This is a genomic window from Vibrio pectenicida (assembly GCA_024347015.1).
Classification (GTDB): domain Bacteria; phylum Pseudomonadota; class Gammaproteobacteria; order Enterobacterales; family Vibrionaceae; genus Vibrio; species Vibrio pectenicida.
The window spans coordinates 60,144-74,497 of the sequence record AP024891.1; the positions used below are offsets into that span (position 1 = coordinate 60,144).

Sequence of the window (14,354 nt, forward strand, 5' to 3'; positions counted from 1 at the left end):
CCCAGCAGCATGGGCATGGCCCACTTTATGGATACGCTGGCTCATCTCCCGCGTTGCTCAGACAATAAAACGGCGGCGCTGGTTCGTCCACGCGACTTGGCGATACGTTGGCCATACGTACAGGTGAACCGACCGGATATGGTGTCTTGGTTAGTGTTTGACTTGGACCATGATAATCCTTGGGTATGGCAAGATACGGGCCTACCCACGCCCAATTTTATTGTCAGTAACCCTGAAACAGGCCACGCTCATCTGTTTTATGCGATTGTGCCGGTGTGTACCAGTGATGCCGCGCGTCGGCGGCCTATCGAGTACATGAAAGCGATTTATCGTGCCATGGCGTCAGCGCTTAATGCTGACCCCTGTTACGCTGGGCCCGTAGCGAAAACGCCGCATCATCCGGCATGGCGTACCACAGAATGTCATGGAGCCCTGTACGAGTTGGGTGAGCTGGCTGATAGTGTGGAACTTGAATCACTGCCGTCCTGGGCAAGTAACGAAGAGCAGGATACGTCGCATTCGAGAAATTGCACACTGTTCCACCGCCTTCGTCACTTTGCCTACAGCATTTTTTCTCATGAGAAAGCCTCTGGGAGCTATCAGGATTTTTTTAATCGCATTACCAATCAAGCTAAGCATCTGAATCAATTTTTGGTACAGGGTTGGCAATCAAACCTCCCTGAAAGTGAAGTCAAAGCGACCGTAAAGAGTGTGGCTCGCTGGACATGGGAAAACTATACAGGGGAGTGTGCGAATCGTGGAGTGATGCGTCTCGATCCCTCGTTACCTAAGGCGAAGCGTCAGTCGCTTGCGGCAAAACGGACCCACCAAGCGCGTCAGCAGGGGACGATGAAGGCCATTTTAGAGGCCTCAGAGTACTTATTAAATGCAGGCCAAGCCGTGACACAGGCGGCTATCGCCACACTGATCGGAAAAACCCGCCAGACGGTGGCCAAATATCAATCTGCCATCGATATTGTCAAACAGCGCCCAGACATCATCACATTAAAGCGGTTGCTTCAATACGTGAATGGTCATGTTAAGTATGCTGTATCAGATATCCGCCCTTTTTTGGGGGGCAGAGAGAATGAAAAGAGATCCAGTGGATCATTACGTTTGGTTGGTGAGGCTAGGAGTGATGAGTCACCTGATCATGATGTTGATCCTGCACCTTCGTAGTATTCTTATCCTGCCATGATGGCTAGGCATCTCCAATAGTATAGTGAATGAGAACCTGAAGGGTAAAGAGGTTCCACACACACCAAAATGTGGACTAACACTCCGTGGTTAGCGTCTCTACTTGAAATATGCATTTAATTTCAATCTATTCCCTATTAGTATTGGCACATTCAAGGTTGATAGGGTTTGGGTGAACATCAGTATGTGGATTGATACGGTAGAAAAACACAGCCTTTGGGAACTGGAAGTTGAGCACTTTGAACGACCGGTGTTGGCGAGTGAATTGATAGATTTGATGGGCTCTGATACTTCCGACGCCGATATCTCTCAGTCTATTTTAAAAAGTTTCATTGCAAAGAGTTTTTCTGAGAATGGTGTGTACGCGAAATGCAGTATATGTAAGTGTCCGGTTCATTTTATTGCTAAGAACGCGACTGCTGAGGCTCACTTTCGTCATATCCCAACTCGAGCCCCCTCTATTGAAAAAATGAAAGTCTGTTCGTTTTATTCCGACTCGGAAAGCTTCTTTGGTAAAGGACAAATCTACAAAGGTGAAGGCCAGTGGCATTTTAAGACCAAACATTTTCTTGCCAGTCACCTTGATGCTATTGGGTGTAAGGACGTCCGAGTTGAAAAGTTTATTTTTTCAAAAGATCCTGAGATAGACAAAAGACGTAGACCGGATATCAGTTTTATGGATGTAAACGGAAATCGGTTTGTCATCGAGTTAACCCGTTGGTGGATGAATCCTGAAGTGGTCTATGAACGAGAAAAGTTCTTTAGAACGGAGGGGTATAACCTCCTTTGGTTATTCAGTCCCAACTGCGAAGAAACGAATCTTGTGACGTTAAATTTGATTTTGTATGGGTCGCCAGCTTCACGGCAAACAGCGTCAATAAATGCCTTGTTAAAGGTTGAGTGCAATGCTTTTGTGCTGTCCGATGAAGCGATAGAGCGTATGGAAACTCACCGTAATGTGACTTTCGAAGTGCTGTATCCAGTTCCCACGTATGATCCTACCTTAAAAACCATGGATATTGTGAAACATAGCCAGTGGGTTCAACTGGAGGACCTTAATCTCGCTCCAAGAAAAAGGCTGCCTTTTGCCGTGAACACTTCAGTGGCCTTTAAAAGAGCGTTGGATGAAAAGAGAATCGACGATCGCCAGGCGCTTGCGCGCGACATTCTCATACTTAGAAAATTTGCGCGTGCTGAGTCGATATTTGAAAGTGAAACTGGCTATAAAGAGGCGCTTAAGCAAATTGGCAGTGTCATCATTGCCCAAGATAATGAATGTGTTGCCGAGAGGCTAGATGACTATAAGAAGAGAGCCAAAAAAAATATAGAGGCGGCTTACACGAATTTCGTCACTCGACAAGCGCGTAAAGATGCTGCTGAAAAAATTCGGTTTGTACGTCAGACCATTAGGGAGCACTTGCTTGGTATTGAGCGCATTCAATTTGAAGATGGTGTTCAAGCTCATTACAACCGAATAAAGAACGTAGCAAGGGAGGTAGAGCAATACGGTGACTCAAAGATAGGCTCGTTCATTAATAGGGCTCTTTCTCGAGTCGAATGTCGATTAGAAGCGCTCAAATCACATCGCACTGGATTAGCGCAAGCGAAACACGATGCCAAACAAAAATCATTGAATAACCACATCAACGAACGTGAAGCGTTTATTGCAGAACTTAAAAAAGGCTTTTCTGATATACCAGAGGATGTCTCGGTCATTGAGTTGAAAAAGAATCGAATTGTCCGAAAAGCGGTGGAGTTTGGATTCAGGGATCGAGCCGCCGAGCTTGAACATGCATTCGATCTTGCTATTGATAATGCCTTTACCACATATAAGCAGACTTATTATCCAAATTTATCGCATGGGTGGTCTTCATCGCCGTCGCGGAAATATAAGATGGAGTTGGATTCGGCTTTTAGCCTGTGTGCAGAGAATCTACATAAACGAGACCCTCGAAAGAAAAGAGTTGAGTCATATCAGCGTGCCACACGCAAGGTATTATCTGACTTTCAGGCTGATTTGATCTCACATGTTGAGCGTTTCTACCAAGAACTGCATGATATGGAGCAGCCGAGCCTTTACCCCTGGTTTAAAAAAAACGGTGAAGGGATTAAGAGGATGAGGGCCTGTTTAGCGCATATGGAGTTACATGGATACCGTAGTGACAAAGTTGTACACCTCAAACTCGATATCGTGTACGAATTGGTAGATCAATACTATCGAGGAAGTGATGCTCGTACGATAAAGAATATTTTCTATGACGCTAGCTTAAGGTGTTTTGGTTCAGATTGAATAGGGTAAGTAGTGTGGCGACCCCTGTCCACAGGCACGCTTTGCATTTCAGTGAAGGGTTCGATACGATGACTCATTCTTGAATGAAAGCAGTGAATGAGTCTAAATCTCTATCACTTATACTGCCTTTACTTACTCTAGGACAAGGTTTGGACTCACTCTGCTTTTTGCTGTGCTGTCATTGGAGTGGTAAATACAATGAGTTTCAAGTTGAAATATCATCAGGCTTTGTCTGAGGTAGTATTGCATGCCTTACTGCATATTCTGATGCAAAAGGCCCAGAGTACGCGATTTATTCCTCCCAAACGAAGTAATGACATCCTTGTCAAATATCTCAAAGCGCAGATCAGTCGATCAAAGTACTCCGTATGCAAAAAAGACATCAAAACCATGCTAGCCATTGCACGCAAGGGTGGAAATTTACTGGTGAGGTTATTCGAAATTCACCAGATGAACTTGGATTATCGAGCCAAGTTCTCTCAGGCCGATGAACTATACATTTTGTTCAATAATCTGTGCGAGCAGAATGGTTACTCGTCAAGGTTAGCGCCCGATGGCCAGCAGGCAGATGACGTGAGTGATGAAACTATTTATATGACACAGAAAGAGATTGAAACGGGATTTGATGATGATAACCGGCAGGTCAAAGCACTGGTTTTTTGGGTCAAAACTCCGGAGCCTCAGCGAGTGGTTGAGTGTGTGAGCGTAACATCTCCGTATGTTGCAACCATAAAACACACAGACGAAGAAGGCATTACACACTTTCTATTGACTCGAGAAGACATAGAGGGGTCTTCACCTGTATCACTGGCGTTTTGATCTTGTGTTTGGTTAAATGGATAGGGGGGAGGGTTCATTCCGCTTACTGCCTATGCTCTTTTTTAGCAAAGTACCCACCAAACACAGTAAGAATGATTCCCAAAATGGTGACGGATACACCGTTAACTAGAACGAACGCCCAAGAATGGTCATTGATAATGTAACCTCGAATCCCATAGAAGCAGAGAAATGCACCGAAGCAACAACAGATCACACCAATGAAGGCAGCAATTTTTTCCATATATAACTCTTGCCGTTTTTCGATCTACGTTTTGAAAGTAAATGAAATTAGTTGAGTATTGGCACCTATTTAATATTAGACTGAAATAATGAGGGTTTCATACTTGAGAGTGTTAATAGACCTAGAATTTGGTATGCCGTATTAATGATTTAGATCTCATCTTTTTTACCCAGGACCACTGAACCAAACTAGGATTTTTTTACTCATGTATAGAAAAATAAGGTAGCTGTAACTGAGTTAATCCACTTCCCTCTGAAAAATATCTGTGGGAAACGACATTATTTACATCCCAACTTGAGAGGTCCTGACTAACCTCTTTTGCCCTATAAAACATCATATCCATGTTAGTTACGCTAGAGGTATCCCAATTACTTATATCTGGAATTGATGATACTTTGGCAAATATCCCTGACATATTAGTTACATGTGAGGTGCAAAATTTAAGTAACCCACTATTAAACTTTAAACGATCTGATCCAAAAAAAGATCCATTGTTAACGACTTTATACTCGAATCCATTGACTTTAAAAACTTCCCCGACGTTTTTTTCAGGACACCTAACGGTGTGGAAATTGGAAGGTTGTGGGTTACCCGACTTTCGGATAGTTTCCATTGTATTTTCAGAAAAATCTTGAATTTTATATGCTGTAAATTCCCTAATATCTGTCTTAATCTCAAAGCCTTTCCCCCAACACCCCCAACCGTAAGTATTTGGTACATTGCCATATTTATAAATATCAAAAGCCCAAATCGGAAACATTAAATCTTGAAAATCATCTCCTGAAGTAAATTTGTGAGCGATATTTATAGTTGTATCATCATTATAGGAATCAAAAGCTTCGATACTAAATCCTTCACTAGGAACAGATTCAATATCGAACTTATCTTGAACGTCATCATATTTATATGAACTGTGATATTTATAGTTGGTACTTCCTACTTCTGTAAATTTAAATGTAAATTTCTCATTTTTAGCAATAGCCAAACTAAATGAGTCTCCGGGATTGAGGTGGCCGTACATAGGGTGGAAGATTGGTGCGGCACCGACAGGATATTGGTAGGTTCTATCATAGCAACGTTTAGTAGAATACATTGCTGCTTCAATCATTTTGGGAGCTTTGTATATACGCCACTCTAATGACTCCAATTCAACTGTTAATGAATTTTCAAAATGTTTCCCATTAAATTCCAAGTCAGCGCTAGCAGAGGCGCTGGGCACAACTTTCAGTTCACCTCCTACACTTGACCATATCGGCCAATCAATGGCTAAACTTTGCTTTTGTCGATGTAACATTAAGTTATTATTTAAGGTACTTTTAGCGCCTATTTGGATATCTAACCTATCGTCACCTATTACGAATTTGGGAAATATTCCACTAAATATTTCGAGTTCAAGTGGAGTCGGATCATTAAGCATTAACCCTTCGAATTCGAAGTATCGATCTTTATGAAGTGGGGAAAATGAAATGTCAAAATCACCTCCCATATCCATAGTCAATACTGGAGAGTGGGATTCATTAGTGACTGTTGAAGTTGCATTAGCTCGCATGAATACCTCCATCTTGGTTCCGAGCGAAAATTTTGGGCCTATCTTTATTGCTGGTTTCAGGCCCACATCTGCTCCTATATCAATTTGTACCCTACCTAAAATAGGGAAATCTCTATAGACAGATGCTCCGTAAAGGCGGAAAGATACCTCAGGGAATGAGAACGAACCGCTTGCCTTTGCTTCAACTTCAAAAGTAGCATTTAGCCCAATACCTACAACGGATACTAAATCTTCTCCGTGCCAGTTTGTTTCATACTCAAACTCTGATTTACTAATTTCTTTAAAGCAAACCTCTACTTTCATTTCACCTTGAGCGAAATTTTCGCAGGCTTTGAAAGTATTAGTTGGTACCCCCTCTTCATTCGACTTATAGGAGACTATTCGATTTAAACGCTTATTTGGGAATTGGATACTTATAGGAGTTAATCTCTTCCCATAATAACTCACACCATTCAAAGCATTTGAGTGAGCCATAACTTCCTGATCCGTAAACCCAACGTATCGCCCAGTAAAGGTTAAAGGAGCTTCAGTTTTATATAAGTCGTACCACTTAGCAGGGAATAAATTTTTGATCTCATTAATATCTTCACGTATCGTCATAAGTGATCCATTGATGTTGAATACATCACCAATAGCATAATCATTAGGATCTATTTCCGTGCTTGAGTTTATGTTTCTTATTGTCTTCAAGATCGGAGCTTGATCAGCAACTTTATATTCAAAAGGCGCTGAATAACTACGTACCCCATTTACTTCAACACTCAATGTAATTTTATAGACTTCAGAAAGTAAAACGGGAATAATGATTTGGTGATCAGTTGTATCATATACAACGCTATCTTGTGTTGGTTGACCATTCAGTAAGTGGCTGACCTCTACATAGTACCTTTCTTCCATAGAATACTCACCAGTCAAAGTAACGGCTGGTAGCCAACGTAGCTCTAAATCACCAACTTCATTTAATACAACACTATTTATGCCATTTAGAATTAGCCCATTCCTACCTTCAACGTCAATTGGCATAACTAACACTTCATCTCCTAAAGCACCAATTTCAGAAATCTCTAAACTGAACTGAATGGGTGTAGCTGTAGCAGGTAGAACAAATGTTCCTACATTACCTTGTATGGACACGAGAGGTAGAGTCGCTCCAGTGGCATTTGAATCGCGCAAAGCCCACTTAAGAGTATTACTTTTTGGGATAGTCCCTTTCAACTCAACCTTCATGAGGTGACCAGCTTGACCTTTCTGTGAATCTGGCAAACAAATTTTTTTTTGTTCACTTGTGATAATACAGTTTGAATATTCGGACGTAGAAGAATCATCGTAACAAGCTGTCAATATCAAAGAAAGCATCAATATTTTAGTGATATTTCTGAACATATATTTCATTTTTTAATGTATAAAAAAGAAAAATACTACCCCTAAAAATGAAAGGCATCCATGTAAATTAGAAAAATTTCACTAATAATCAGTATCTTAATATATTTCTTGACTTGGTTTTAATGACCAAGAGTCTAGTATGCTTACTATCTTTCTAGGATATGTGGTAAGTAATAACGTCTTTACAAGAATACAGCGAGCTAACAGGGTGTAAATTAGTAAACCAATAAGTAGAAATGAGCTAATTTTCCCAATATTTCCGCGCCATTTTGTCTTCTAGGTTAATTCGACTTTCTCAAGTTCTAATGCAAGCGACTAAGTCAATGAAGTAGGGGATATCGATCTACACCTGTCATTGACAGATAAAAATAAGGTTTTACTCCATCATTGAGGGCCTTTTAATTTGTAGGGTAGTTACAATAAATATATTGATCTCTAACAAAATTGGACAGAAACCATTTAGATTTTAAATTCTATAAGGGGTGTTGAGATAAGCTTTCTTAATGTGAAACTCCTGTGCACAGCAACAGGTTTAATTACAAACACGTAGATATTCAAAAGACAAGGTATCTACCTTACCTTTGTCAGTACTAATACCAGTGCCTGTACTTCAGCCGCTCAAGAACAAGTTTGATAGCTTCTTTCGTTGGATCAAGCGGTTACTTGGTTAGCGACGCATTACTAAGAGTAGAACAGTAACAACATAAAATTGAATAACCTCATAAACTTACTATATAATGAAATAGCTCTTTAGCTTAGGACGAATTCGTCTAGTCGGGTGTTTAGCCAGACTCTAATTTATTGAACGGTTTTATGGTTGCGATAGGTTCGCAACCTGATCTCCTCACTCCGTTCGTCAATCAGGTTGCGAACCTATCGCTTCCTCTAGTAAAGAGTTAAGCCCAAGAGTGATACTCTTGGGCTTTTTTATGGGATTAAAAATGACTTTGATAGAACAACTAGCATTAGAGTTGAAAAAGAGTGAAGACGAAGTCGCTCGCTTTTTGCTGAGTGCGCCTAAAAGGTACAAAGTCTATACCATTCCAAAGCGTACCTCTGGACACCGAGTTATTGCTCAGCCCTCTAAAGAGCTGAAAGAGTATCAGCGTAAGTATTTGGAACTTCAACAGTTACCTATCCATGACTCTGCAATGGCTTATCGAAAAGGAATGAGCATTAAGCAGAATGCAATTGCTCATAAAAATAACCCTTACTTACTCAAGCTAGATCTCGAAAACTTTTTCAATTCCATCTCTGATAAATTGTTTTGGAAAGTTTGGGAGTCAATACTGCCTTTGCCTTCAGACCAAGATAAGCAAACTTTAGAAAACTTACTTTTCTGGTGCCCAAGTAAAACTACGGGAGGTGCTCTAGTTCTTAGTATAGGAGCACCGAGTTCTCCACTAGTATCAAATTTCTTCATGTACCAATTTGATTGTACTCTCAGTAAGCTATGCGTTGAAAAGGAAATTATGTATACGCGGTATGCTGATGATTTGACCTTCTCAACCAAGCATAAGGACTCTCTTTTTACCCTTCCTGAGCTTATAAAAGAAAAGCTTGCTGTTTTGTTTGGGAGTGCGATAAGAATCAATAGAAAGAAAACTAGGTTTTCATCTAGAGCTCACAATAGACATGTTACAGGTATCACCATTAGTAATGATGGGAGTCTATCTCTAGGAAGAGAGCGCAAAAGATATATCAAGCATTTAGTGTATCAAGTTAAACTAAATAAACTTGATGCTGAGGATAGGCAACACCTTAGAGGTCTTATTGCTTTCGCTAAGCATGTAGAACCTGTGTTTGTTCAATCGTTGAAACGAAAATATTCAGCTGAGTTAATTACTCAAATTGTTGAGGAATCAAATGGCTAAGTCACGTAAAAATAGAAGCAGATCTGTTAAACACCTAATTCAAAGCTCAGATAAAGGGAATTTTCAATCTTCGTATCAACTGTATCGAAACTACTCTGAAGGTAAAAATGTAGAGCAGAAAGATGAGGGCTTAGCTTGTCAATATTTGACTAAAGTAGAATCTGCGCTTCTTGAAAAGAAACTTGTTTTATCTTCAATAAACCTGACTGACTTTAGAAGATTTACGGCTCTTGATGTTTCATTTGATGAGAAAGTTACTGTTCTCATCGGAGCCAATGGGGCTGGAAAAACGAGTGTTGCAGAAGCTATTGCGAAGACATTGTCGTGGTTGAATAATAATCTGGAAAAAACAGATGTAGTTGGTAGACCGATTACAGAAAGCGATATCCATGTTGGCTCTAAAGAGTTTAGTGAGGTAGCAACCAAGTTTAAATTTGATAAGCAGAATAAGTTTGATGCGAGTATTGGTAGCACTGTTTCTGGGTATGATGGCAATTCACCTACGGATGTAGTAGCTATAAGACAAGTTGCTGATATGTATAAAAGCACCGCCAAAAATCCATTAATAAATATTCCACTTTTAGTTTTCTATTCGGTTGAACGCTCAGATTTTTCATTGTCTTCAACGATCACAGAGGTATCGTCAGGGGACTTTGTCAGCAATAGGTTTTCTGACCTTAAGACCGCTTTGGATGGAAGCGGGAAACTGGAAGATTTTTCTAAACTTTATATAGAGTTGGTTAATCGAGCAAAAGGAGAGGAGACTAAAGAAGTTCAAGAACTGAAGGTTCAGATAGCTACTTTGCAAGCTACTATTGATGATGTATATGCAGGGCAAGTACTTCCTGAAAATGATGCATTCAGTGCCAAGTTAAATGCTAAAAAACAAGAGTTGGCGAACTTACTAACGACTCAATCTTCAGCAAAATATCAACGACATTTAGAGCTAGTCAATCGAGCAATAGTAGCGCTTGTTCCAGAAATAAAAAATCTTGAAGTGGATCGTAGTTCAGGAAAGGTCAGACTAATGGTTGATAACTTTGGGAATAGAGTGAATATAGCCCAGTTATCGCAAGGTCAGAAGATGCTGATCGCTCTTTCTGGAGATTTGGCAAGACGTTTAGTTAACCTAAATCCTGACGCTGATGCCCCTTTACATGGTCATGGAATTGTAATTATTGATGAAATTGAATCACACCTCCACCCTAAATGGCAACAAGAAATCCTAGTTGGTCTTCAAGCGACTTTCCCTAACCTCCAATTCATCGTGACCACTCATAGCCCCCAGGTACTGTCGACTGTAGATAAAGATTGCATTCGTATACTTCGATTTAATGACAATGGAGTTGCTTCTATAGACAAACCAATACATCAGACCAAAGGTGTGTGTAGCTCTGATGTTCTAGAACAGATTATGGGAACGTTGTCTGTCCCACCAGTTTGCGAAGCAAGTTGGCTTTCTGATTATTCGGCTTTGGTTGCAGAGAACCTCTGGAAATCGAAGGAAGGTATAAAGTTATTTGATGAAATTGTTAAGCATTTCGGTGCTGATCACCCTGAGGTGGTAAAAATTAAAGGCGACATTAGAACTCAAGAATTCAAATTAAAGGCCAGAGCACTAAAAGGGATTTGATTCAGATGAAGAAATTAGTTCGTAGTGATGCTCCCCTTTGTTTAGCTCAATTTAGGCATGGTCGAGATAATTGGTCTGTTATTTCAACCAATGGTTTAACTAACAATATTTGGGAAAAGCTCAACATCATGCAACGTGGGTTCTGTGCGTATTGTGAGTGCCAGTTACATGAAGATAATACCAAAAGACATATTGAGCATTTCATTCAAAAGGGCCAAGTACCTAGTATGACCTTTAATTGGGATAACTTATTTGGTTCATGTAACAACCCGAATCGTTGTGGGAAGTACAAAGATGAGGCTCCAGCCGCTAAAAAAATAGACTTAGCCAAGGTATGTAAACCTGACGTGATGGATCCTAGTGAGTTAATACTTTTCCTTAATTCTGGAAAAGTTAGACCTAGAACTGGCTTAACACAGCAAAATAAAGAAATTGCTGATAACACCATTGCTGTTTTCAATCTTGATGGCGATAGTACGCTAGAAAACTCACGGAAAACTGCTATCGCTGGAGAAAAAAGTTTGGCGGATAGTTATTGGGAGATGCTAGTTGATGATGATACTGGTGAGCTAGCTGAACTTTTGGAAGCTGAGTTATCTGATGCATTAAACAGAATTAAAGAAGTCGAGCATTCAACAGCATTAGAACATTTGTGGACACATCATGAGCAATACTAAACAGCCCTAGATACAGCCTATAGTTGAGGTGAATTCGGATAAAATTTTGGGCTCTTCTCCGCTTTCATGAGTCTGTGTGGACAGACTCATTCATCATAATTACATGATTTATAATGCTTATTTTAAATAATAAGTCAGTAGTCTATTTTGTCGTCTTTGTCTTCCTCGTTATTTAGCTTTAAAGGCCAGTGTGTTGAATCTTGTTCAATAGAAGAAATGTCCCAAAGCGTATTCGTTCGCTGTCGTCGAGACCGTAGGTATAAAGTCAAAGAGCCAATATCAGGGGCTTCCTGTACCGTCGATCACTACGTTAAAAGGCGTCTTCAAGATTTACCTGTGAGTGGGCGGCCTTGTACGATTGAAGTTGAGCTGGCTAAAACTAGAGACAAAGAAGGACGACGGTTGATCGAAGAGACTGAATATGTGGCTAAAGGTGGTCGTTATACCGCTCGCTTTTGCAAGTTCATCAGTGGGTTATGTCGCCACATGAGCATACATGCCGTCTCTCAACATTTAGGAATTCGCTGGGAAACAGTAAAAAACATCGATAGGGAATACTTGCGTTCAAGCTTACCAGCATTAGACCCCGAGAAACTGAATAACTTGGTTCATATTGGTGTCGATGAAGTTGCCAGAGCCAAGAGACACGATTATATGACGGTTGTTTATGACCTTGTCTCTGGGCATTTAATTTGGGTTGAACATGGCCGAAAAGCAGAAGTTCTGATCTCCTTCTTTGAGCAACTATCAGAAGAAACCAAATCAGGAATCAAAGCAGTATCAATGGATATGGGCCAGTCTTACCAGTCGGCGGTCAGGAAAATGCTTCCCAATGCTGATATTGTTTTTGACCGATTTCATGTCATGCAGAACTACTGCATCTTAATCAAAAAAGAGAGAACAAAAGCGTTTAGAAATGGCTCTCACGACGAAAAAAAGATGTTGAAAGGAACGCTCTTCCTCCTACTGAAAAACGCTCACAAATTGGATGATAGACAGTCTGATAGACTTGATGACTTACTTGAGAGCAACAAGACTTTGTGCGTTGTTTACATGCTCAAAGAGCAGCTACAAGCCATATGGGATGAAGCCGATTACGAAACAATGGTGGCAGCTCTAGAAGCTTGGTGCCGTCTTGCCAAATCGACCAGAATACTGTCCTTAATTAATTTTGCCGATGCTTTATTGGAAAGAAAAGTGGGTATTTGTAACTACGGAAAATACAAGCTGACTAACGCTCGGGTAGAAGCGGGTAATGTCTCGATTGGCTTACTCAGACGAAGAGCAAGAGGGGTGAGAGATACAGACTATTTCAAATTGAAGATCAGACAAACATCGGTTCCAGATACACACTCAACTTTTTACCCAAATATCAAGCTCACCTAAGCGGAGAAGAGCCAATTTTGTAAGGGGGATAGGGTAAATAGAATATAACTGAGTTTTTATTCTAACGAATTTTGGGGCAGAATCGACATAGAAAAATCTTTCGGTTCTGCCTTTGTTTTATTTTCAAAATATCAGTTATCTAGGCGCTCCTCTGATAACTTTTTGGCCACCCTAATAACGGTTCTGGTTGATACGTTGGTCAGTTTTGCTGTATCGCTAATACTTAGGCCATTGACCACTCTAAGTTGGTAAATCTTTTCATGCAATTCATGGTCGGCTTGCCGTCCTCTATATTTTCCTTCTTCCAAGGCTTTTTTGATGCCTTCAGCCTGCCGACGGCGACGGTCTTGATAATCTTTCCTCGCGATAGCGGCGAGCATGTCCATCATCATCCCGTTAATGGCCTTGATCATCGAGCGAGTGAATTCATCGGTGATTTGGGGAGCAAAGGCAATATGACTGGTTGGTAAATCTAGACTTATGACCTTAAGTTCTTTCTCGTACAGCATTTCTTTTAATTTGAACCAACTATCTTCATCAAGACGAGAAAGCCGATCAATCTGCTCAATGATGATAGCATCGCCAACTGCTGCATCATCAAGTAATCGAAGTAGTTCAGGTCTTTGTAATGATGCACCAGATTCGTTCTCAATATACCATGCTGCTACTCTAAATCCCTTATCTTGAACAAAGCTGTTTAGAGTGCCTTGCGCTCGTTTTGCATTCTGATCACTTGTTGAGGCTCTGAGGTATCCAAATATGTACATAAAGTCGTCCTAGGTGACATTAAAGTAATGATCTAACCGTGTGTGACATTTAGATTATGACAAATATGGTTTTAATGTCAATTTTAAATTATGACATAGAGATATACCCATATGGCACTAGTTATGTATACAGTGTAGAGGTTTGTAGTTTATATTTAGTCTAAATTTGAACCTTATTGAGTTTGAGTGTATTATTCAATAATAAAAATCATACTAGTCATTATAAAAAATAAATAAATTCTACTGATTGAATATTTAATGTGTCATTAGAGGGGGAGTACCGTTATGGATACGACGAATGTGGAAACCGTGAGTTTTCTTAAAAAAAATGCCGCCAATTTACCCGTCGAGGAGCCTTTGACCATCACACAGAATGGTAAGCCAGCTTATGTTGTGGAGTCATATGAAGATCATAAAAATCGGCAAGATGCTATAGCACTTTTAAAGCTGATCAGCTTTGCTAAAAATGATATTTTGCAAGGTCAGGTGATGTCATCGGGAGACTTGAGACGTCGATTATCTGAGCGGAAATAACATT

General features: G+C 40.3%; 11 protein-coding genes. 8 read left to right on the top strand and 3 right to left on the bottom strand.

Annotated elements, in window-relative coordinates; translation table 11 throughout:
• Positions 1–27 precede the first annotated feature (27 nt).
• The 3 genes from OCV27_RS20510 (at position 28) to OCV27_RS20520 (ending at position 4,306) form a co-directional block, all read left to right on the top strand.
• Positions 28–1,179 carry a replication initiation protein gene (locus tag OCV27_RS20510; protein WP_185759807.1) on the top strand — a complete coding sequence of 384 codons (1,152 nt, stop codon included), beginning with the start codon at positions 28–30 and terminating at the stop codon, positions 1,177–1,179.
• A 202-nt stretch (positions 1,180–1,381) separates the two neighbouring features.
• On the top strand, positions 1,382–3,487 hold the full coding sequence (locus tag OCV27_RS20515) for a competence protein CoiA family protein (protein WP_125322390.1): 2,106 nt from the start codon (positions 1,382–1,384) through the stop codon (positions 3,485–3,487).
• 198 nt (positions 3,488–3,685) lie between these two features.
• The gene (locus tag OCV27_RS20520) at positions 3,686–4,306 is read left to right on the top strand and encodes a DUF2913 family protein (protein WP_125322389.1); all 621 of its coding nucleotides are present in this window, start codon (positions 3,686–3,688) and stop codon (positions 4,304–4,306) included.
• Between the two features lie 43 nt (positions 4,307–4,349).
• Here OCV27_RS20520 and OCV27_RS20525 read toward each other — a convergent pair whose 3' ends face one another.
• Together OCV27_RS20525 and OCV27_RS20530 are read right to left on the bottom strand one after the other, a co-directional pair.
• On the bottom strand, positions 4,350–4,547 hold the full coding sequence (locus OCV27_RS20525; protein ID WP_125322388.1) for a hypothetical protein: 198 nt from the start codon (positions 4,545–4,547) through the stop codon (positions 4,350–4,352).
• Positions 4,548–4,746: 199 nt separating this feature from the next.
• Positions 4,747–7,479, bottom strand: a complete 2,733-nt coding sequence (locus OCV27_RS20530; RefSeq protein ID WP_185759806.1) for a BspA family leucine-rich repeat surface protein — start codon at positions 7,477–7,479, stop codon at positions 4,747–4,749.
• 941 nt (positions 7,480–8,420) lie between these two features.
• Here OCV27_RS20530 and OCV27_RS20535 point away from each other — a divergent pair.
• The 4 genes from OCV27_RS20535 (at position 8,421) to OCV27_RS20550 (ending at position 13,049) form a co-directional block, all read left to right on the top strand.
• Complete coding sequence (locus OCV27_RS20535; protein ID WP_125322386.1) at positions 8,421–9,353, top strand: retron St85 family RNA-directed DNA polymerase; 933 nt, start codon at positions 8,421–8,423, stop codon at positions 9,351–9,353.
• Positions 9,346–10,986: a retron Ec78 anti-phage system effector ATPase PtuA gene (gene ptuA, locus OCV27_RS20540; RefSeq protein WP_125322385.1), complete on the top strand. Its 1,641-nt coding sequence runs from the start codon at positions 9,346–9,348 to the stop codon at positions 10,984–10,986. The genes OCV27_RS20535 and ptuA overlap by 8 nt, the downstream gene beginning before the upstream one ends.
• 5 nt (positions 10,987–10,991) lie before the next feature.
• The gene (gene ptuB / locus OCV27_RS20545; protein WP_125322384.1) at positions 10,992–11,663 is read left to right on the top strand and encodes a retron Ec78 anti-phage system effector HNH endonuclease PtuB; all 672 of its coding nucleotides are present in this window, start codon (positions 10,992–10,994) and stop codon (positions 11,661–11,663) included.
• 147 nt (positions 11,664–11,810) lie between these two features.
• Positions 11,811–13,049: an ISL3-like element ISVa10 family transposase gene (locus OCV27_RS20550; RefSeq protein WP_420919499.1), complete on the top strand. Its 1,239-nt coding sequence runs from the start codon at positions 11,811–11,813 to the stop codon at positions 13,047–13,049.
• 131 nt (positions 13,050–13,180) lie between these two features.
• Here the strand turns inward: OCV27_RS20550 and OCV27_RS20555 are convergent, their stop codons facing one another.
• Positions 13,181–13,816 (bottom strand): recombinase family protein, encoded by a 636-nt coding sequence (locus OCV27_RS20555; protein WP_125322382.1) that lies wholly within the window; start codon positions 13,814–13,816, stop codon positions 13,181–13,183.
• A gap of 285 nt (positions 13,817–14,101) precedes the next feature.
• Between OCV27_RS20555 and OCV27_RS20560 the strand changes: the two genes are divergently transcribed.
• Positions 14,102–14,350 carry a type II toxin-antitoxin system Phd/YefM family antitoxin gene (locus tag OCV27_RS20560; protein WP_076585703.1) on the top strand — a complete coding sequence of 83 codons (249 nt, stop codon included), beginning with the start codon at positions 14,102–14,104 and terminating at the stop codon, positions 14,348–14,350.
• The last annotated feature ends 4 nt before the right edge of the window (positions 14,351–14,354 follow it).

What these genes read in the sequence shown, in the direction of transcription:
- OCV27_RS20510 (WP_185759807.1), top strand. Translation starts at nt 28, where the DNA reads ATGGATACGCTGGCTCATCTCCCGCGTTGCTCAGACAATAAAACGGCG.
- OCV27_RS20515 (WP_125322390.1), top strand. Translation starts at nt 1,382, where the DNA reads ATGTGGATTGATACGGTAGAAAAACACAGCCTTTGGGAACTGGAAGTT.
- OCV27_RS20520 (WP_125322389.1), top strand. Translation starts at nt 3,686, where the DNA reads ATGAGTTTCAAGTTGAAATATCATCAGGCTTTGTCTGAGGTAGTATTG.
- OCV27_RS20525 (WP_125322388.1), bottom strand. Translation starts at nt 4,547, where the DNA reads ATGGAAAAAATTGCTGCCTTCATTGGTGTGATCTGTTGTTGCTTCGGT.
- OCV27_RS20530 (WP_185759806.1), bottom strand. Translation starts at nt 7,479, where the DNA reads ATGTTCAGAAATATCACTAAAATATTGATGCTTTCTTTGATATTGACA.
- OCV27_RS20535 (WP_125322386.1), top strand. Translation starts at nt 8,421, where the DNA reads ATGACTTTGATAGAACAACTAGCATTAGAGTTGAAAAAGAGTGAAGAC.
- ptuA (WP_125322385.1), top strand. Translation starts at nt 9,346, where the DNA reads ATGGCTAAGTCACGTAAAAATAGAAGCAGATCTGTTAAACACCTAATT.
- ptuB (WP_125322384.1), top strand. Translation starts at nt 10,992, where the DNA reads ATGAAGAAATTAGTTCGTAGTGATGCTCCCCTTTGTTTAGCTCAATTT.
- OCV27_RS20555 (WP_125322382.1), bottom strand. Translation starts at nt 13,816, where the DNA reads ATGTACATATTTGGATACCTCAGAGCCTCAACAAGTGATCAGAATGCA.
- OCV27_RS20560 (WP_076585703.1), top strand. Translation starts at nt 14,102, where the DNA reads ATGGATACGACGAATGTGGAAACCGTGAGTTTTCTTAAAAAAAATGCC.